This window comes from Xanthobacter sp. NM-25 (assembly GCF_022138605.1).
In the GTDB taxonomy this organism is placed as follows: domain Bacteria; phylum Pseudomonadota; class Alphaproteobacteria; order Rhizobiales; family Xanthobacteraceae; genus Xanthobacter.
This window is the reverse complement of record NZ_JACBFS010000004.1, coordinates 376178-393576: the sequence shown is the minus strand read 5'-3', so window position 1 is coordinate 393576 and position 17399 is coordinate 376178. Positions and strand designations below refer to the sequence as shown.

The 17399-nt window shown below is 69.6% G+C and carries 14 protein-coding genes; 6 read left to right on the top strand and 8 right to left on the bottom strand.

What is annotated here, in order from left to right; genetic code table 11:
• Nucleotides 1-62 precede the first annotated feature (62 nt).
• Nucleotides 63-1676 (top strand): NUDIX hydrolase, encoded by a 1614-nt coding sequence (locus tag MEU52_RS22005; RefSeq protein ID WP_443266996.1) that lies wholly within the window; start codon nt 63-65, stop codon nt 1674-1676.
• Nucleotides 1677-1712: 36 nt separating this feature from the next.
• On the opposite strand, the gene MEU52_RS13545 is transcribed toward MEU52_RS22005, so the two are convergent.
• Entirely contained in the window at nt 1713-2510 is a 798-nt protein-coding gene (locus MEU52_RS13545) for a DUF2189 domain-containing protein (RefSeq protein ID WP_238122809.1), read from the bottom strand.
• Nucleotides 2511-2696: 186 nt separating this feature from the next.
• On the opposite strand from MEU52_RS13545, the gene MEU52_RS13540 reads away from it, so the two are divergent.
• Nucleotides 2697-3425 (top strand): FecR family protein, encoded by a 729-nt coding sequence (locus tag MEU52_RS13540; RefSeq protein WP_238122808.1) that lies wholly within the window; start codon nt 2697-2699, stop codon nt 3423-3425.
• Nucleotides 3426-3431: 6 nt separating this feature from the next.
• On the opposite strand, the gene glsA is transcribed toward MEU52_RS13540, so the two are convergent.
• The 5 genes from glsA to MEU52_RS13515 all read right to left on the bottom strand — a co-directional run bounded on the left by glsA (nt 3432) and on the right by MEU52_RS13515 (nt 10212).
• Nucleotides 3432-5264 carry a glutaminase A gene (gene glsA / locus MEU52_RS13535; protein WP_238122807.1) on the bottom strand — a complete coding sequence of 611 codons (1833 nt, stop codon included), beginning with the start codon at nt 5262-5264 and terminating at the stop codon, nt 3432-3434.
• 122 nt (nt 5265-5386) lie between these two features.
• Complete coding sequence (locus MEU52_RS13530; protein WP_238122806.1) at nt 5387-7612, bottom strand: TonB-dependent receptor; 2226 nt, start codon at nt 7610-7612, stop codon at nt 5387-5389.
• A 153-nt stretch (nt 7613-7765) separates the two neighbouring features.
• A complete protein-coding gene (locus tag MEU52_RS13525; RefSeq protein WP_238122805.1) occupies nt 7766-8143 on the bottom strand; it encodes a DUF2946 family protein in 378 nt (125 codons plus the stop codon).
• 84 nt (nt 8144-8227) lie between these two features.
• Nucleotides 8228-9553 (bottom strand): ATP-binding protein, encoded by a 1326-nt coding sequence (locus tag MEU52_RS13520; protein WP_238122804.1) that lies wholly within the window; start codon nt 9551-9553, stop codon nt 8228-8230.
• The gene (locus MEU52_RS13515) at nt 9550-10212 is read right to left on the bottom strand and encodes a response regulator (protein WP_238122803.1); all 663 of its coding nucleotides are present in this window, start codon (nt 10210-10212) and stop codon (nt 9550-9552) included. Before MEU52_RS13515 ends, MEU52_RS13520 begins: the two co-directional genes overlap by 4 nt.
• 210 nt (nt 10213-10422) lie before the next feature.
• Here MEU52_RS13515 and dsbD point away from each other — a divergent pair, with 210 nt between their 5' ends.
• Genes dsbD through MEU52_RS13495 form a run of 4 tightly spaced genes read left to right on the top strand, consistent with a single transcriptional unit; the run spans nt 10423 to nt 15179 of the window.
• Nucleotides 10423-12186, top strand: coding sequence for a protein-disulfide reductase DsbD (gene dsbD / locus MEU52_RS13510; RefSeq protein ID WP_238122802.1), 1764 nt, complete (start codon nt 10423-10425; stop codon nt 12184-12186).
• 24 nt (nt 12187-12210) lie between these two features.
• Entirely contained in the window at nt 12211-12855 is a 645-nt protein-coding gene (locus MEU52_RS13505) for a DsbA family protein (protein WP_238122801.1), read from the top strand.
• 6 nt (nt 12856-12861) lie between these two features.
• On the top strand, nt 12862-13569 hold the full coding sequence (locus MEU52_RS13500; RefSeq protein ID WP_337927144.1) for a L,D-transpeptidase: 708 nt from the start codon (nt 12862-12864) through the stop codon (nt 13567-13569).
• 56 nt (nt 13570-13625) lie between these two features.
• Nucleotides 13626-15179, top strand: coding sequence for a class I adenylate-forming enzyme family protein (locus MEU52_RS13495; protein WP_238122800.1), 1554 nt, complete (start codon nt 13626-13628; stop codon nt 15177-15179).
• Nucleotides 15180-15185: 6 nt separating this feature from the next.
• On the opposite strand, the gene MEU52_RS13490 is transcribed toward MEU52_RS13495, so the two are convergent.
• Both MEU52_RS13490 and MEU52_RS13485 read right to left on the bottom strand, forming a co-directional pair.
• The gene (locus tag MEU52_RS13490) at nt 15186-16010 is read right to left on the bottom strand and encodes a triphosphoribosyl-dephospho-CoA synthase (RefSeq protein ID WP_238122799.1); all 825 of its coding nucleotides are present in this window, start codon (nt 16008-16010) and stop codon (nt 15186-15188) included.
• Nucleotides 16011-16044: 34 nt separating this feature from the next.
• Nucleotides 16045-17181 carry an ATP-grasp domain-containing protein gene (locus MEU52_RS13485; RefSeq protein WP_238122798.1) on the bottom strand — a complete coding sequence of 379 codons (1137 nt, stop codon included), beginning with the start codon at nt 17179-17181 and terminating at the stop codon, nt 16045-16047.
• Between the last annotated feature and the right edge of the window lie 218 nt (nt 17182-17399).

The window sequence follows — 17399 nt, the reverse complement described above, 5'->3', positions numbered from 1 at the left end:
AAGGTCTCCTCCGGCGTCCGCGTCCGCGCACGCCGGAGGAGGGATCTGAGGCCGGTGGTTTTATGGCTGTTGCAGGCAACGGGCACCCGGGGCGGCGGGTGCAATATGCGGCGTTGCCCTATCGCGTGCGGCGCGACGGGGAGGTGCAGCTGCGCCTCATCACCTCGCGGGAGACCCGGCGTTGGGTCATTCCCAAGGGCTGGCCCATGAAGGGTCTGTCCCCCTCGAAGGCGGCCGCCCGCGAGGCCTATGAGGAAGCCGGCCTGGTGGGCATCGTCGGGCGCGAAGCACTCGGCATGTATACCTATGAGAAGAACCTCGGCCTGCGCTCGGTGCTGTGCGATGTGATGGTGTTTCCGCTCAAGGTGAAGCGCCATCTTCACAAGTGGCCGGAGCGCTCGCAGCGGGTGGGCTTCTGGTTCTCCATCGACAGTGCGGCCGCCGCGGTCCAGGAGGAGGAGTTGAAGCTGCTCATCCTGGCATTTGGCGCGCACATGGCCGCGCGGTGGGCCGCCAAGCACGCCAGCAAGCCGGAAGCTCTGGGCGAGCCGGACAAGACGTCGCGGGTGGCCCAGGTGAGCGCGGTTCCCGCCGCCGACGTGCTGAAGGGGCCGGCGGTGGCGCCGGCCAAGGACAAGGCGAAGAAATCCGCCAAGAAGAAGCTGGCCAAGGACAAGGGACCGCTTGCGCCGGTGTCCGAGGCGGCACCCGCGCAGGAGGCGCCCAAGGAGGCGCCCAAGGCGGCGAAGAAGGCCGCCAAGAAGGCCGCCGCGCCCGCGCAAGACGAGGGTGCGCCGCCGCCGGGCGAGAAGGCGAAAGGTGCGGCGAAGGGCAAGGCCCGTGTGAAGGCCAAAGCCGCCGCCGTGGCAGAGCTGTCCCCCGGTGCCGCGAACGCTCAGGCCGCGGCCAACGTGCCTGGCGCAAAGGTGGGAACGGCCCGGAGCGCGGCCAGTGGTGCCGAGCCGGGGGCAGGGCGCAAGCTCTCGTCCATTCCGGTGCGTGCGCCTGCCAAGGCGAAACCCCGCGCCGGTGCCAAGGTCAAGGTGACAGGCAAGGGGTCTGGCAAGGGGCCTGGCAAGGGAACCAGCAAGGCAACAGGCAGCGGCGTGGGCGGAAAGACGCCGGGCGCCAAGGTGGCGCGAAACAAGGTGGCCGCAAACAAGGTGACTGGTTCCAAGCCTGCAAGGGGCGTGGCTGCAGGGGGCGCGGCTGCAGCGGGCACGGCTATAGGGGGCAGGGGGGCGCTCGCATCCGCCAGCGGGATCAAGACGAGCACGGTCAAGCCGGGGGTCACCAAGTCTGCCGTCAAGGTCGTGGCCAAGGTCGCGTCGAAGGCCTCGGCCAAGTCGGGTGCCAAAGCCGGGGTGAAACTTGCCCCGCCGGCGACGCCCGCAGTGACGGTGAAGGCCGGGGGCACGAAGGCCGCCCCGGCCCGTGGCGACGTTTCTGCCGCCCGCGCCGAGACCGGCGCTGCGACGGACAAGAAGGCCGCAAAGGCCAAGGTGTGTGTCAAGGCGGGCATGACGGCTGCCAGCGTGCCGGCGCCACCTGCGGTCGGCGACGAGCCGGCACGGGCATCCACCGGCGCCAAGTCGAAGACGCCGGTGAAGCGGGGGGGCAAGCGCGGGCGAAAGGCCCCGCACGCTCCGGCCACCACGCCGAAGCGCGGGGCGTGATCAGGGCCCCGCGTGCGGGGCCCATGTGCGCGGCTCTCAGTCGGCCGGCAGCACGGCGCGGCGGTAGAGATGCCATGTGGCATGGCCCAGCACCGGCAGGGCCACCACCAGCCCCAGGAAGGCGGGCAATGCGGCGATCACCAGGGTCACCACCACGATCAGCCCCCAGGCGATCATCGGTCCCGGGCTGGCGAGGACGCTCTGGACGCTGGTGATGATGGCCGTCACCACATCCACATCCCGATCCATCAGCAGGGGGAAGGAGATCACCGAGATCGAGAACACCGCCAGGGCCAGCGCGGCCCCCACCACATGGCCCACCATGAGGAAGGTGAGGCCATCGGTGGTGGTGAACAGCACCCGGATGAAGTCACCAAGGGTGGCGAACGAGGCGAAGCCCAGAAACAGCGCCAGCAGCAGCCGCACCTGGTACATCCAGATGATGAAGGCGAAGATGGAGACGAAGGCCATGGAGCCCAGCTGCCGCTTGCGCTGCTCGAACACGGTGCCGAGCACGCGGGACCAGGTGGGGGTCTCGCCGGCTTCCAGCTCGCGGCTCACCTCATAGACGCCCGCCGCGACGAACGGGCCGATGAGGATCGACCCGGCGAACAACGGATAGGCGAGATAGCTCAGGTCCAGGGCGAAAACGATGGCCAGCAGCACAAGGCCGCCGAGGGCATAGATGCCGCCGAAGAACAGACCGAAGACCGGGGCCCGGTTGAAATCGGTCAGGCCGTCCTCCAGGGCCGCCTTCACGTCGGCGAAGGAGATGGCACGTATACGTGGTGCGGCCGGTGTTGAGGTCGCGGTCTTGTCGACGACGTCCGTCATGTTTGCCTCCCGTTGGACTTTCCTTATTTTCTTCTGAGTTTGAGAGGGGGCGGGCACCTTGTAAAGAGGTGCAGCATGTGTGCGCTGCAACGAAAGGTGGCGGGTTACTACGGAGGCTTGCGGGGGGATGTCTTGCGTGGCGCGCGCGCGCCGAGTTGAGTGAGGGTCTTGTCTTGCCGAGGGGTCATGTCGGACACACAGCGACAGGGTGAGCGCGCGAGCGCACCGCATCGGCTCGACTCGGATCAGCTCGGATCGGATCGGCTGAACGCGCATCCGCTGATCGCGCGCCGGTGGCTTCTGCTGGCGGGCATCACTGCGGCCGGTCTCGCGGCGGGCCCGGCACGGGCGGCCACCGATCTCATCGCCACCCTGGTGGCCACCGGGCAGGCCGGTGTTGGCACGCTGGAGGCCGCAACCGGCGAGGTGCTGCTGGAGAGGGCGGCGGCCGGCGCACCGGCGGCGGCCGGTACGGCACTTCTTCCCGGCGACAGCATTCGCACGGGAAAGGGCGCGCGGGCGGTGCTGCTGCTGGGCGCGGCCACCCGCCTGCGCCTGGGCGCGGATGCGCGGCTGCGGATCGACCGGTTTGAAGCCGGCGAGGGCGGTGCGTTCACCCTTGTGGAGGGCGCGTTGCTCTACGAGCGGATTGTCCGCGGCGCACAGCCGGAGGTGACGGTGACCGCGCCTTTTGGCAGCGTCATTGTGCGCGGCACCCGGTTCTTCATCGGGCGTATCGATGGCGCTTATGGGGTTCTGGTGCTGCGGGGCTCGGCCCGCGTGAGCGCAGGGGGCGGCACGGTGACCCTCGAACCGGGCGAGGGGACAGAGGTGTTTCCCGCCGAGATCGGCCCGGAGCCGCCGCGGCCGTGGAGCGAGGCGCGCATGCGCCACGCTCTGGCTCTGGTGGAATAGAGGCCCTTAGCCGGACAGCATCTCGATGCGGGCCGTGGCCATGCGGATGCGCCCGGCGAGCAGCCCGGCCAGGTTGCGGATGATGCGTTCGGAGGCGCGCGGGTGCGCCTCCTGGAACAGCCGGAACTGATCCATGCTCAGCTCCATGCAGCTGGCTGCCGTATCGCTCCAGATGTTGACCGCCCGCGACTGGTCGATGAGCGCCAGCTCGCCGAAGGCCATGCCGGGAATGAGGGTATCGATGCGCATGTTCGAGGCGCTGCGCGCGCTGACGATGCCGCGCAGCAGGAAGAAGATCTTCGAGGGCGGATCACCAAGATCCATGATCTGGACGTCGGCTTCATAGGTAGCGCGGGTGCCGAGGCGCGACAGCTCGGCGATGTCCTCCGCCGTGAGCCCGGCTAGCAGCGCCTGCTTGCCGAGGTCGGCATCCACCGACAGGGGCGCAAAGCCGCCGTTGCGGTAGATGATCTGGTCCTCGGCCCATTCCACGGCGCCTTCATAGGTGGGGAAGATGCGCACGTGCGCGCCCTCCTCCTTCAGCGCCCACACCCTCGGCGCCACCGGCGCGCCATTGGCCACTCCCGCCAGAACCGTCGTGGTGGTGGGTGGCAGCTGGTGCTTCAGCATGCCCAGCAGCAGGTCCATGCCGGCATCGGTGATGGTGGTGACGCGGTGGAGGTTGAGGATGAGGAATTCGGGGATGCTGCGCGGCTCGGACAGGCAGCGGGTCACGTAATCCATGGTGGCGAAGGAAAGCTTGCCAGCCAGCTCCAGCACCCGGATCGCTCCCGATCGGTCCGACAGCAGGCGCTGCTCGTCCGGCTGCCGGCCGGGCTTGGGCGGCACCATGCGAAAATCGTAATCGGCCAGCACCGCCGCGCGCACGTTGCCGCGGCGGGAGAGCATGTGCAGGTCGAAGGTCTCGGCCAGATGCTCGCAGGTGCGGATGCCGCGCACGCTGTTGCCGTGGGCATCGAGGCGGGGCGAGAAGGTGCCGAGGCCGAGCTGGGAGGGCAGGGCGGCGAGGATGCCGCCGCCCACCCCGCTCTTGGCCGGCACGCCGACCCGATAGATCCATTCCCCGGCGAAGTCGTACATGCCGGACGAGATCATCACCGCCAGGGTGCGCGCCACCGCATAGGGGGAAGCGACCGTCTCTCCCGTGACCGGGTTCACCCCGTGGTTGGCGAAAGTGGCGCCCATGATGGCGAGATCGCGGGCGGTGACCAGAAGCGAGCATTGCCGGAAATAGACGTCCAGCACCTCATCGACGCTGCGTTTCAGGCCGCCGTAATTGTGCAGCAGGTAGGCGATGGCGCGGTTGCGGTCGCCGGTGGCGCGCTCCGACTGGAAAACGGCCTCGTCCACGCTGAGAGTGCGACCGGCGAAGCGGCCCAGGGTGGCGGCGATGAGATCGAAGGCCTCCGCCCCGCGCGCATCGGCCAGCAGGCCGGAACAGGCGATGGCGCCCGCATTCACCATGGCATTGAAGGGGCGGTTGTCCGGCCGCAGACGAATGGAATTGAAGGCGTCGCCGCTCGGCTCGACGCCGATGGCGGCCTCCACCGCCTCGGCCCCCAGGGTGTCGAGGGCGAGGGCGAAGACGATGGCCTTGGAGATGGATTGGATGGTGAACGGCACCCCGGTGTCGCCGGCCTCATAGACATGGCCGTCGGTGGTGGCGAGGGCGATGCCGAACTGGTCCGGATCCGCCTTGCCGAGCTCGGGGATATAGCTCGGCACTTCGCCGTCCTGCAGCGGCGCCAGCGCGGCATGGGTCTCGCGCAGGAAATGGAGAAGCGGCGTGGCGAGGGGGGAAGTTGCTGCAGTCGGCACCGATGATCCGCTTCCGGCAAGATGGCGAAGCTTCAGACTAAACCGGAGCGGGCGGCGGCGATAGCGCAAGGGACCGGGCACGACGACGGCGCGCCCCGGCGGAACCGGGGCGCGTTGGGGGCTCAGAACTTCACGCTCACCCGGGTGTTGATGGAGCGGCCGGGGCCGGCCACCGCATAGCCCCAGATGGGCGAGGTGCCCATCATGGTGGTCTGGCGGTAATTCACCAGGTTGGCGCCGCCCAGCGGCAGGTCGTACTGCGTGTCGAGAATGTTCTCGATGCCGAATTCCACCTTCACCATCTCCCACTGGTAAGCCGTGCGGAAGTTGAGGAGGGCATAGGCGTCTGTTTCCAGCTCGTTGTGCACCTGGCTCACCAGCGTCTTGGAGCTCACCATCTGCAGTTCCAGGCTGGAGCTCCAGCCGCCGAGGGTGTGGTCGAGGGCGATGGTGCCGTTGAGCGGCATCATGTGGTAGAGATTGATGCCGTCGGTGCGTTGGCCCTGAACAAAGTTCAGGCTGCCGCGGAAGCTGCCTTGCCCATAGGTGTCGTTGTCCCAGATGGCCAGCCGGCCGTCGATATTGACGCCATAGAGCCACGCATCGTGGTTGGCGAACTGTAGATAGACGAAGGTGTTCTGCGCGGTGGCGTTGTTCGACAGGTTCGCAAGACAGCCGGCCAGCGTGCAGCGGTCCACGTCGATATAGTCCACCACATAGCTGTAATAGGGTGAAACCTTCAGCTGCCAAACCTTGTTGGCCGGGTCATTCCACGTTGCGGTGAAGCTCACCGTGTGGGCGGCCTCGGGGTCGAGGTCGAGATTGCCCACATAGCCGTTGCCGTCGCCGAACCAGCCGATCATCTTCATGGCCATGGCGCTGGTGGACCAGCTGTAGCGCTCATAAAGATTTGGCGATCGCGTCTTGCGGGCGAGGCCCAGCTCATAGAGGCTGGTGGTGTCGGGCTGGTAGCGCAGCAGCGCCGTGGCATCGATGTTGAAGTCGGTGCGGGCGTGGTCCTGGGCGTTGAAGGCGGCGGCGTCCGCCCCATACATCATGGAATTGTAGCCCTGCACGTCGCCCGTGTTCATCCACACGATGTCGTTGCGCACGCCGAACACAGCGGTCCATTTGTCGTCGATGTGGCGCTCCCACTCGGCGAAGGTGCCCACCCGCAGGCGCTGGCCGTTGTTGATGTTCCAGAAGGTGTCGGGGCCCATCATCATGGAGCCGTCCACCGGCGGCCACCAGTCATCCAGCATGTTGTAATAGGTCTCGTTGCCGACCCGGATGATGTCGTGCGCCGAGACGCCGAACGTCCCCTTCACCGTATAGCCGAGGTCGGTGGAGCGGGTGTCCATGGGCATGTCGGAGCTCTTGTCCGGCTCGATGAAGCCCATGGTGTGGCGAATACGGTTCGCGAACACGCTGGCTTCCAGCTTGCCCCAGTCGAACAGGCCCTCGTAACGGCCGTTGGCATAGAGGCTCTTGTTCTCCACCAGGTCCATATACTGGTTCACGAAGCCTTCGGACGGGATGAACTGCCCACCGATCTCCGACGTGAAGATCTGGTCCTGAACCTTCTTCGAGATGCTCAAAGCGTGGTTCTGGGTCTCGTACATGGTGGATTTGATGGTGGTGCCGTTGCCGGATGTGTAATCGCCGGAGCGGGCCCAGCCGCCGGTATAGGTGATGCTGGTATCTGCATTGGAGACGGTGGCGCGGGCATCGGTGCCCACCGCATTGCCGTTGCTGCGATAGAAGCCCGAGACCTCCACCGATGTGGTCAGCCCTTCGCCCTGCGTGAAGCGGGGCGGGGCCACCGTGATGTCTGCCTTGGCCCCCGTGAAGTCACCGCCGACGCTCACCGGCGCGGTGCCCTGATAGACCCGCATGCTGGAGATCATGGTGGGGTTCAGGAACGACATGGGCGGGTTCATCTCGTTCGGGCAGGCGGGGCTGAAGATCATGCCGTTGATGGCCACCTGCACCCGGTCCGCCCCCATGCCGTTCACCGCCGGCAGGCTGGAGACGCCACCGGCGCCCCAGGCGGCACCGCCGGGAATGCGGGTGATGAGGCTGGCCGAGTCGCTGCTGAACAAGGTGGCCGCGGCCGCTTCTCCGGTGGTGATCGTCGCCGTGTCAGCGGGGGTGAAAGTGGTGGCGGGTCCGCTGTCGGTGTCGGCGGGCCGGGACACCACGACGGTGGGCAGCGGCTGGGCGTCTTGGGCTTCCTGGGCGCGGGCGGGCACGGCCGGGGCGAGCGCCAGCAGGGAGAGGCCGAGGGCGGGCAGGGAGGCGCCGGCGCGCAGCCGCGCCCGGATGCGGGTTTCAGGGTGAGGGGACATGAGTGAGGGATCCGGAGGACAGCCGGGCATGCCGCTGCGGCGCCGCGCCCGGCATTCAAGCCGTGATGCAGCTGCGCGCGAGCGGTCGGTGGACCGGCGCAGGGTTCAGATGATCAGGATGAAACAAGTCCGGCGCGAAGGCGCGGGCGCAGATCAGGCGCGGATTGGCGGCGCGCGGGGCTGCTGGGGCCGGTAGGGCTGCCCCTGGTCCACCAGATCGCGCACGATGACGCGATAGCGCAGCTCCACCGCATAGCGGGTGGGCACTGGGCTCTGCGGTGGGGTGGGCAGCAGGGCGAGATCCACCCGCGCGAGGCACAGCGGGCAGTGGATGGTGGCCTTCTGCGGCGCGCTGCCGTCCTGATCCACCGACTGGGCGGCGGTGCACAGGGGAACGCCCTGGGCGATGGCCTCACCGGCGAGGCTGGCGATGATGACGCTGGAGAGCAGCAGCTGGAGCACGAGCAGATAGGCCGTCGCCCATGCGGCAACGCCCGCCTTCCGCCGAATTCGCCCCAACATCCCCGTCATTTTCGCTCCCTGGTAGGAGTCGTTAACACACGGGTGACGAAGAGGGAACCAGCGCGCGATGCCGCCGCGGCGCGGCGCCGGATGTCAGCTCCACACCAGCGCGGCGCGCAGGCCGGGCCGGTCGGCGCGATTGGCGAAGGTGAGGCGAGCGCCGAGCCGGCCCGCCGCCATCTCGGCGATGGTGAGGCCGAGACCGGTCCCCGACGCGCTCTTGTGCCGGCCGCGATAGAAGCGGCGTGTGATGAGCGGCAGCTCAGCCTCGGCGACGCCGGGGCCTTCGTCCTCCACCATGAGCCCGGTGGCCATGCCCTGTGCGTTGGTGACCGGCGCCCAGGTGATGCGGCCCCCAGCGGCCATGTGCTCCACCGCGTTCTCATGGAGATTGCGCAGCACCAGATGCAGCGTCTCCTGGTCCCCCTTCAGCTTGAGGCCGTCGGGCAGCAGGTGCAGGTCCACATTCACCTGCGGCGGCCTGTGGCTGCTCTCGATCACCTCCCGCAGCACCCGCCCCGCATCCACTTCGCTGTCGAGCCTCGGCGCGGGGCTCGCTTCCAGCCGGGAGAGGGCGAGCAGCTGGCGCACCAGCCGGGTGGCCCGGTCCACCGAAACCAGGATCTGCCGCAGCGCGCCCTCGCGGGTGGGGGCATCGTCGGCGGCCAGCGCCACCTGCGCCTGCGTCTTCAGGCCGGCGAGGGGCGTGCGCAGCTCGTGGGCGGCAAAGGCGGTCACTTCCCGCTCGCGGGTGCGGGCCGCCTCCACCTTCGAGAACAGGCCGTTGAGGGCGGTGAGCAGCGGGCGCACCTCCGCCGGCGCGCCATCGGTGGGCACCGGCCGCATGTCCTCGGCATCGCGCCCGGCGATGTCGCCGGCCACGGCCGCCAGCGGCCGCAGGCCGCGGCCGACACCCACCCAGATCAGCAGGCCCAGCAGCGGCAGGATGAGCACCGCCGGTGCCAAGAGCCCCGCCACCAGATCGCGCACCAGGCGATCGCGCAGGCCGATGCGATCGCCCACCGTGACGCGCACCCCCTTGGTGGCATCGACGATGGTGTAGACGCGCCAGGTCTCGCCATTCACCGTGCGATCGGCGAAGCCTTCGGTATCGGCGGCAAGGTCGCTCGATGGCGCGCCGGAGGAGCGCCCCACCAGGCGCCCGTCCATGGACCAGATCTGGCAGGAGAGCTGGCGGGCATAGCCGCCGCTGGCCTCCAGATTGAGGCTCGGCGCATCGGCGAGATTGCCGTTGGAGACCAGGGAATGGACCATGGTGGCCGCCTCGCGCAGGCGGTTGTCCAGTACGTGCTCCAGCTCGGCGCGGCTGCCGAGGCTGATCCAGGCGACCGCGCACAGCCACAGCGCCCCGGTGGCGCCGAGCAGGAGCAGGAAGAGGCGGCGGCGCAGGGAGGTCATTCCGCCACCCGCATGCGATAGCCGAGGCCGCGCACGGTCTCGATGGCTTCGCGGCCCACCTTGTTGCGCAGATTGTGGATGTGCACTTCCACCGCGTTGCTCTCCACTTCTTCCTGCCAGCCGTAGAGCCGTTCCTCGATCTCGGCCTTGGAGCGGATCACGCCCGGCCGCTCCATCAGCGCCGCCAGCACCGCGAATTCGCGGCGCGAGAGCGGCACGGGGGCGTCGCCCACGGTGGCGGTGAAGCTGGCGGGATCCAGGGTGAGGGCGCCGGCCTTTAGCACCGCCTCGGCCCGCCCGGCGCCGCGGCGGGTGATGGCGCGCAGCCGCGCGGCGAGTTCGTCCAGATCGAACGGCTTGCCGAGATAATCGTCGGCGCCGGAATCGAGGCCGCGCACCCGGTCGGTGGTATCGTCGAGGGCGGTCAGCAGCAGCACCGGCGTCGCATCGCCCTGGCTGCGCAGATGGGCGAGCACGTCGAGGCCGGAGCCGTCGGGCAGCATGAGGTCGAGCACCACCGCGTCGAAGCGCCCGGCCTTGAGGGCGGTGCGCGCGTCGGTGCAGCAGTCCACACAGTCCACCGTCGCCCCGGAGAGCCGGAGACCGGATTTCAGGCCATCGGCGAGGACCGGATCGTCCTCCACAACAAGGATGCGCATGCCTCTCCTTATCCCGCGCGACGGCGGCTGCCGATCACGAACGCGCTAGGCGGCCATCCTCCACCCGCAACTTAAGGCTGGCTTAAGGTGGGGCCCCCACTGCGACTTCCGCAAGGAGGTGCCGGCAATATGCGCAGACTCATCCCTTCAGCTCAGGTTCTTGCGTGGCTTGTCGCACTGGTCGCGGGCAGCGCGTGGGCCAGTCTCGCGATGGCGCAGACGCGCGCCGAGCCGCCTGCCGCCGGGTCGGTCTTCTCCGTGGCCGCGACCCGCGGCGCCGGCGGCGACCTGACGGTGATCTGGACCGCCGCGCCCGGCACCTATCTCTATCGCGACAGCCTCGGCGCGCGCGTCGATGGCCATGTGGCGCCGCTAACCCTGCCGCCCGGCACCGAGAAGGACGATCCCAATTTCGGCCGCGTGGACGTCTACCACGGCTATGTGGATGGCACCGTCAGGGATGCGCCCGCCAAGGGCCGGCTGGTGGTGACGTTCCAGGGCTGCGCGGACGAGGGCATCTGCTATCCCCCGCTCGCCCGCGCTATCGATCTGGAAACCCTGGCGGTGAGCGATGTGCCGGCGGATCCGCTGAGCACCCGGGCTGCCGCGCCGGGGGTGGGGGGCGCGGCCAGCTCCGCCGCATCCGCCGCCGGGCCGGCCGTTGCGCCGGTGGCCGCGCCGGCTTCCGAGGGCTCCACCTGGAGCGATCCGGCGGCACTGTTGCGCGGCGGGCTGGGGCCCATGCTGCTCGCCTTCCTCGGCTTTGGCGTGCTCCTGTCGCTGACGCCCTGCGTGTTTCCCATGATTCCCATCCTCTCGGGCCTGCTCGCCCGCTCCGGTGAAGGGCTGTCGGCACGCCGGGGCGTCGCGCTCTCCGCCTCCTACGTGATCGCCATGGCGCTGGCCTATGGCCTGCTGGGGCTGGTGGCGGGCTGGTCGGGCGCGAACCTCCAGGCCGCCCTGCAGACGCCATGGGCCCTTGGCCTTGCTGCCGCGGTGTTCGTGGCGCTGGCCCTCTCCATGTTTGGCCTGTTCGAGCTGCAGGTGCCGCCGGCGCTGGCGGCGCGCCTTGCCGGCGGCCATGCCGGCCCGGGTGGCTCGCTGGCGGGCGCGGCGGTGCTCGGCTTCGGCTCCGCTCTGGTGGTGGGGCCGTGCGTGACCCCGCCGCTGGCGGCGGCGCTGCTCTATGCGGCTGGCAGCGGCGCGGCTCTCACCGGGGCGGCGGCCCTGTTCATGCTGGGCCTCGGCATGGGCCTGCCGCTGATCGCGGTGGGTCTGTTCGGCGCGCGGGTGCTGCCGAAGTCGGGGCCGTGGCTGGCGCGGGTCAAGCAGGTGTTCGGCGTGGTGTTCCTGGTGGTGGCCGCCTCGCTGGTGACGCGCCTGTTGCCGGGGCCGCAGGCGTTGGCGCTGTGGGGCGCCCTGGCGTTGGGCCTCGCGGTTTTCCTCGGCGGCTTCGATCACCTGACGGCGGCCAGCGGCTGGTGGCCGCGCCTGGGCAAGGCGGCGGGGTTGGTGAGTGCGGTCTATGGCGTTGCTTTGGTTCTGGGCGCCAGCGGCGGCGCGCAGGACCCGCTGCGGCCACTGGCCTTCCTGTCGAGCGGCGCCGCTCCCGAAGCCCCCACGACCGAGCTGCGGGTGACCAGCCTCGAGGGGCTGAAAGAGGCGCTCAAGGCCAATGCCGGCGATCGCCCGGCCCTGGTCACCTTCACCGCCGCCTGGTGCACGGTGTGCAAGTCCAATGAGGCGGTGATGGCCGAGCCGGCGGTGCGCCAACAGCTGGCCGGGGTGCCGATCATCGCCGCCGACATCACCACCTATGACGCCGCCGCCAAGGCCTTGATGGAGCGCTATGCCGTTGTGGGCCCGCCCACCGTGGTGCTGCTCGACGCGGCGGGACGGGAAGTCCCCGGCTCGCGCATCACCGGTCCGCTGACGGCGGAGGACCTCACCCGCCGGCTCGGCGCCGGCGCCTGATCCCCATTTCCATCGGAGACGACGATGAAACGCAGAGACTTGCTCGCCTTTGGCCTCGCCGCTCTGGCCATGGGCGCCGCACCGTGGCCAGCCCTGGCCCAGTCCCAGCCCGAGCCGCAATCCCAGCCCATCGATGTGGAGGGCATCCTCAACGATCCGCGGGTGCCCACCGGGGGTAACCCCAAGGGCGATGTCACCATCGTCGCCTTCCTCGACTACAACTGCCCCTACTGCAAGAAATCGGCGCCCGATCTGGCGCGCATCGTCAAGGAGGATGGCAAGATCCGGGTCGTCTACAAGGATTGGCCGATCTTGACCGAGGCGTCCGTCTATGGCGCCCAGATGGCCCTCGCCGCCAAGTATCAGGGCAAGTATGACGCGGTGCATCACGCGCTGATGGCCATTCCCGGGCGCCGCATCCCGCAAGAGCAGATGCTGGAGGCGATCAAGGGGGCGGGGGTCGACATGGCGCGGCTCGATGCCGATCTGCAGGCCCATGGCCCTGAGATTGTCGCAGTGCTGAAGGCTAATCTCGCCCAGGCGGACTCGCTCGGCTTGAGGGGCACGCCGACCTATCTGGTGGGGCCGCTGAAGGCCTCCACCCTCGACTATGCGAGCTTCAAGCGCATCGTCGCGGAAGCCCGCCGTCGCCAGGCCGAGGAGCAGTGAGACCGCATGCGGGTATCTTCGATCATGTCGGCCGAACCCCTGGCCCTGTCTCGTCGCCTGTTCCTGGTGAGCCTGCCCCTGGGCCTTGCCGCCTGCACCACCACGGGCACACCGCAGCCGGATACCCGGGCCGGGCTGCCGCCGGGTGTCTCCCCCTCCGATGTGGCCCGTTACGGCGCCGTCGGCGGCGAGCCCTTCACCGTGCCGGCGGTGGATATGGACGAACTGAAGCCGGCCTATATGCGCCGGCTGGTGAAGGACCCCACCGGCGAACAGCCGGGCACGCTGGTGGTGGACCCGCACAGCCGCTACCTCTATCTCGTGCAGGAAGGCGGCATGGCCCTGCGCTATGGGGTCGGTGTCGGTCGCGAGGGGCTGGAATTCAGCGGTCGGGCCAATGTGGCCTACAAGAAGGAATGGCCGCGCTGGACGCCCACCTCCGACATGATCGCCCGTGAGCCGCAGAAATACGCCAAGTGGTCGGGCGGCATGGCCGGCGGCGCCGAAAATCCACTCGGTGCCCGGGCGCTCTACCTGTTCAAGAACGGCAAAGACACACTCTACCGAATCCATGGCACCAACGAGCCCTGGTCCATCGGCGAGGCGGTCTCATCCGGCTGCATCCGCATGATGAATCAGGATGTGATCGACCTCTATCGTCGCGTGCCCAACGGCGCCAAGGTGGTGGTGCTGCCGGTGGCGGCCACATCCTGAGCGCGCGGACATGAAAGGGGTGGCGGCGCAGTGGTCCGGCGGGCCATGATCGCCCCATGAGCCAGCCATCCCTCTCGCCCACCACCCCGCGTCTTTCCGCCGATGCGCCGTTCAACCTCGCGCGCTACTGCCTCGACAGTGGCGCCGACGCGGGCAAGCCCGCCCTCCTGGTGGCGGAAGGCCCCACGGGGCGGATCATCGAGAGCTGGAGCTATGGCGAGCTGCGCCGGGCGGTGGCGCAGGTGGCCGGAGGCTTCGCGAGCCTGGGGCTCGGCAAGGGGGAGCGCGTGCTGCTGCGGGTCGGCAACACCTCCACCTTCCCGCTGCTGTTCTTCGGCGCCATCGCCGCCGGTCTGGCGCCGATTCCCACCTCCACCATGCTCACCAGCCATGAGGTGGACCTCATCCTGGCCGATTCCGGGGCGCTCCTGGTGATCGGCGACGGATCCTGCTCCATGCCGACGGCGCTGCCCGGCGGCGCGGTGCGGGTGCTCCGGGCGGCCGACATCGCCCGGCTATGTGCCGGGCCGGCGGTGGACTTCGCCGATACCGCGGCGGATGACCTGGCCTTTCTCGTCTACACCTCCGGCACCAGCGGCCGGCCCAAGGGCGTGGCCCATGCCCAGCGGGTGGTGCTGGGGCGCATCCCCATGCGCGAAGGCTGGTATGGCATGACAGCCAGTGACCGGCTGTTTCACGCCGGCGCCTTCAACTGGACCTATACGCTGGGAGTGGGCCTCATGGACCCGTGGGCCCTGGGGGCCACCAGCATCGTCCATCTGGGCGAGCGCCCGCCAGAGGCTTGGCCCGACCTTCTGGAGGCCACCGGCGCGACCCTCATGGCGGCGGTGCCCGGCCTTTATCGGCGGATCCTGAAATATGCCGACGTGACGCCCCATCGCTTTCCCACCCTGCGCCACGGGCTGACCGCCGGCGAGGCGCTCAAGCCCACCCTCCACCAGGAGTGGCTGCGCGCCAGCGGGCGACCGCTTTATGAGGCGCTGGGCATGAGCGAGATTTCCACTTACGTCTCGTCGAGCCCCACCGTGCCCACCAAGCCCGGCAGCCCGGGCAAGCCCCAGGCGGGCCGGCGCATCGCCATCCTGCCCCTCGATGCCGATGGCGCCGATGCCGAGCAGCCGCTGCTGTTCGACGCCACCGGCGTGATCGCCGTGCATCGCTCCGACCCGGGGCTGATGCTGGGCTATTGGGGCCTGCCGCAGGAGACGGCGGCGGCCATGCGGGGCGATTGGTTCGTCACCGGCGACGTGGGGCATTTCGATGCCGGCGGCTATCTCTGGTACGACGGGCGGGCCGATGATCAGATGAACGCCTTCGGCTACCGTGTGGCGCCGGAGGAGGTGGAGCGGGCCATCGTCGAGCATCCGGCCGTGTCCGAGGCCGCGGTTCGCGAGACGCGGGCAGGGGAGGTCTCGGTCATCACCGCCTTCCTCGTGCTGCAGGAGGGGGCGGAGGTCAGCGAGGCGGAGCTGGACGCCCACGTGGCGAGCCGGCTCGCCGACTACAAGCGGCCCCGGGCCTGGGTGTTCCTCAAGGAACTGCCCCATACGGGTTCGGGCAAGGTGATGCGTCGCGCCCTCCTGCGCTGAGACCCCTCAGGCCGGCGCGCTTAGCGCCGCCGCCAGAATGGCCGCCACGGTCAGGTCGGCGGTGGTGCCCGGGTTGAGGCCACGCGCCTTCAGGCTGGCGTCACCGGCGGCCAGCGCCGCGCGACGCTCAGTGGTCGTCGCGCCGGCCAGCTGGCACCGAAGCGCCTGCGCCTCCTGGCATACCTGCTCGGCGGTTGCGGCGCCGAACTTGCGGGCGATATGGCTGTCGGGCCATCGGGCGAGCAGCGCCAGATAGGCATCCTCGATGGCCGCCGGCGCGAACGGCGTGGCCAGGAGGTGCGGCATCGCCAGCTCGAAAACGTCGGCATAGTCGTTGGTGTATTGCGCGGCGATGCGATCGCGGTGGGCGGCAATGGCCATGGCCGCGCGCAGATCGAGCCGCGCGGGGGCGTGCACATCGGCTTCCGGTGCCGCGCCCAGCCCGCCGGGATTGGCGGAGGCGATGGCGTGGAAGGCCTCCTGCGCATCGGCCTGCGTGAGGTGAGAGAGGACCGCGCGCAGACGGTCGCGCAACGGTGTGGCGCCGGCCTCCAGCGCTGCGGCGACGAGGGGCGCGGTCAACAGGATGATGCCGAGGTTGGTGTTGCAGCCGGCCACCGCCAGGGAGGCATCCACCGCCCGCCGGATCCGTTCGCCCACCGCCAGCCCGGGACGGGCGATGACCGCGGCGGCGGCCTCCGCCGCCCGCTCGAAATGGGACACGTCCATGCCGTGTCCGGCGGCGAACACATGCACGTTGCCGGGCTTCAGGGCCGAAAGCTCGGCCCGGCAGGCGGCCGCGAACAGGCGGGCGACGGCATCCGGCGACACGGACGGGTTTCCTTGATGGCGCGGTGAAAGGGGATCAGGCGGCCGGTTCGGCCACCGGCTGCAGGCCGAGCTGCTCGCGCACGTCGGCCATGGCCTCCTCCAAGCGCGCACGGGCGATTTCCGGCGTTGGCCCGGTGGTGCGCACCGTGCACACCGGCGCGCCGCAGGGGATGGCGGCGCCGGCCGGCGGACGATCGGAGACGGTCTCGGGCAGGGCGCAGGCCGGCACCAGCAGGTCGCGCTCCGCATAGAGCACGCAGGCCGCATGTGCTTCGGCCGGGGCCGGCACGGACTCCGGCAGCCGCCCGCCGCACGCGGCGAGGTGCAGGCCCAGCAGTGGCGGCAGCGGATCCACGTCGAAAATGTCCAGGGTGGCACCGAGCCGGGGATTGACCTCCACCAGGTGCCAGCTGTCCTCGGCCACCACGAAATCCATGGAAATGAGGCCCACCAGGCCGCAGGCGAGGGCGATTTTCTCGGCGCCGGCGCACATGGCCTCGGCAAAGCGCTCCGGAAGCGCCACCGGGCCCACCGCGCCGCCGTAGCGGAACGGGTGCGCGGGATGGTTGTCGCGCCACTGCCGCGAGGCGCCGATGACCCGGGTCTCCCGTCCGTTGGCCAGCATCAGCAGGGAATAGGGTTCGCCGCGCACTTCGCGTTGCAGGTAATAGCCAGCCTCCGGCGGGCTGAGATCCCCCGGGGACCGCCGGCGGATGTGGGCGCCCCCGGCCCCGCCCACCTTCTTTTCTAGAATGGTGACGCCGGCGAACTGGCCGGGCTGCGGCGCCGTGGTGCTGATCTCCGGGAACGGCACACCCAGGTGGCCGCAGAGCGCCGACAGCGCCTCCGGATCCTTCAGCACCCGCACCGTTTCCGGCGAATTGCCGAGCAGCGGATTGCGGGCGGCGATGCGCGTCATCAGGTCGATGTCGTCTTCAAGGCCGCCGCCGAGCACCACCGGCAGGCCCTGCGGGGCCAGGTGCTTGAGCGCCTGGATGAGATCGTCGCCGTCAAACACATAGCCATTGCGCTTGTGGACCCGGACACAGCGCGCCGCATGAGCGCAGGTATCCAGATCGGCGAACAAGTCGAGAGCGAGGGCGGCGAACCCGGCCCGTGCGGCGCTGGCGGCCAGCGGCCGCGCGGAGAGGGCGATGAGTGCGAGATCCATGCTGATCGGCCTGCCTTGTTCCCTGGACCCACCCGCCTGACCCGGCGCAGACGCTCACCGATCGGGCGGCCCAAACTGGTTCATTACATTCATGGGCGTCGGCGGGGGCAACGACGACGCAGTGGACTGAAGACCCCCCGCGGGCCATGGCCCAGGGGTTTCACATGTCCGCATCCGCCCTGACGGTGCGGCGATGGGGCGGATGAATGACGCCCCAG

What these genes read in the sequence shown, in the direction of transcription:
- MEU52_RS22005 (WP_443266996.1), top strand. Translation starts at nt 63, where the DNA reads ATGGCTGTTGCAGGCAACGGGCACCCGGGGCGGCGGGTGCAATATGCG.
- MEU52_RS13545 (WP_238122809.1), bottom strand. Translation starts at nt 2,510, where the DNA reads ATGACGGACGTCGTCGACAAGACCGCGACCTCAACACCGGCCGCACCA.
- MEU52_RS13540 (WP_238122808.1), top strand. Translation starts at nt 2,697, where the DNA reads ATGTCGGACACACAGCGACAGGGTGAGCGCGCGAGCGCACCGCATCGG.
- MEU52_RS13530 (WP_238122806.1), bottom strand. Translation starts at nt 7,612, where the DNA reads ATGTCCCCTCACCCTGAAACCCGCATCCGGGCGCGGCTGCGCGCCGGC.
- MEU52_RS13525 (WP_238122805.1), bottom strand. Translation starts at nt 8,143, where the DNA reads ATGACGGGGATGTTGGGGCGAATTCGGCGGAAGGCGGGCGTTGCCGCA.
- MEU52_RS13520 (WP_238122804.1), bottom strand. Translation starts at nt 9,553, where the DNA reads ATGACCTCCCTGCGCCGCCGCCTCTTCCTGCTCCTGCTCGGCGCCACC.
- MEU52_RS13515 (WP_238122803.1), bottom strand. Translation starts at nt 10,212, where the DNA reads ATGCGCATCCTTGTTGTGGAGGACGATCCGGTCCTCGCCGATGGCCTG.
- dsbD (WP_238122802.1), top strand. Translation starts at nt 10,423, where the DNA reads ATGGCGCAGACGCGCGCCGAGCCGCCTGCCGCCGGGTCGGTCTTCTCC.
- MEU52_RS13505 (WP_238122801.1), top strand. Translation starts at nt 12,211, where the DNA reads ATGAAACGCAGAGACTTGCTCGCCTTTGGCCTCGCCGCTCTGGCCATG.
- MEU52_RS13500 (WP_337927144.1), top strand. Translation starts at nt 12,862, where the DNA reads ATGCGGGTATCTTCGATCATGTCGGCCGAACCCCTGGCCCTGTCTCGT.
- MEU52_RS13495 (WP_238122800.1), top strand. Translation starts at nt 13,626, where the DNA reads ATGAGCCAGCCATCCCTCTCGCCCACCACCCCGCGTCTTTCCGCCGAT.
- MEU52_RS13485 (WP_238122798.1), bottom strand. Translation starts at nt 17,181, where the DNA reads ATGGATCTCGCACTCATCGCCCTCTCCGCGCGGCCGCTGGCCGCCAGC.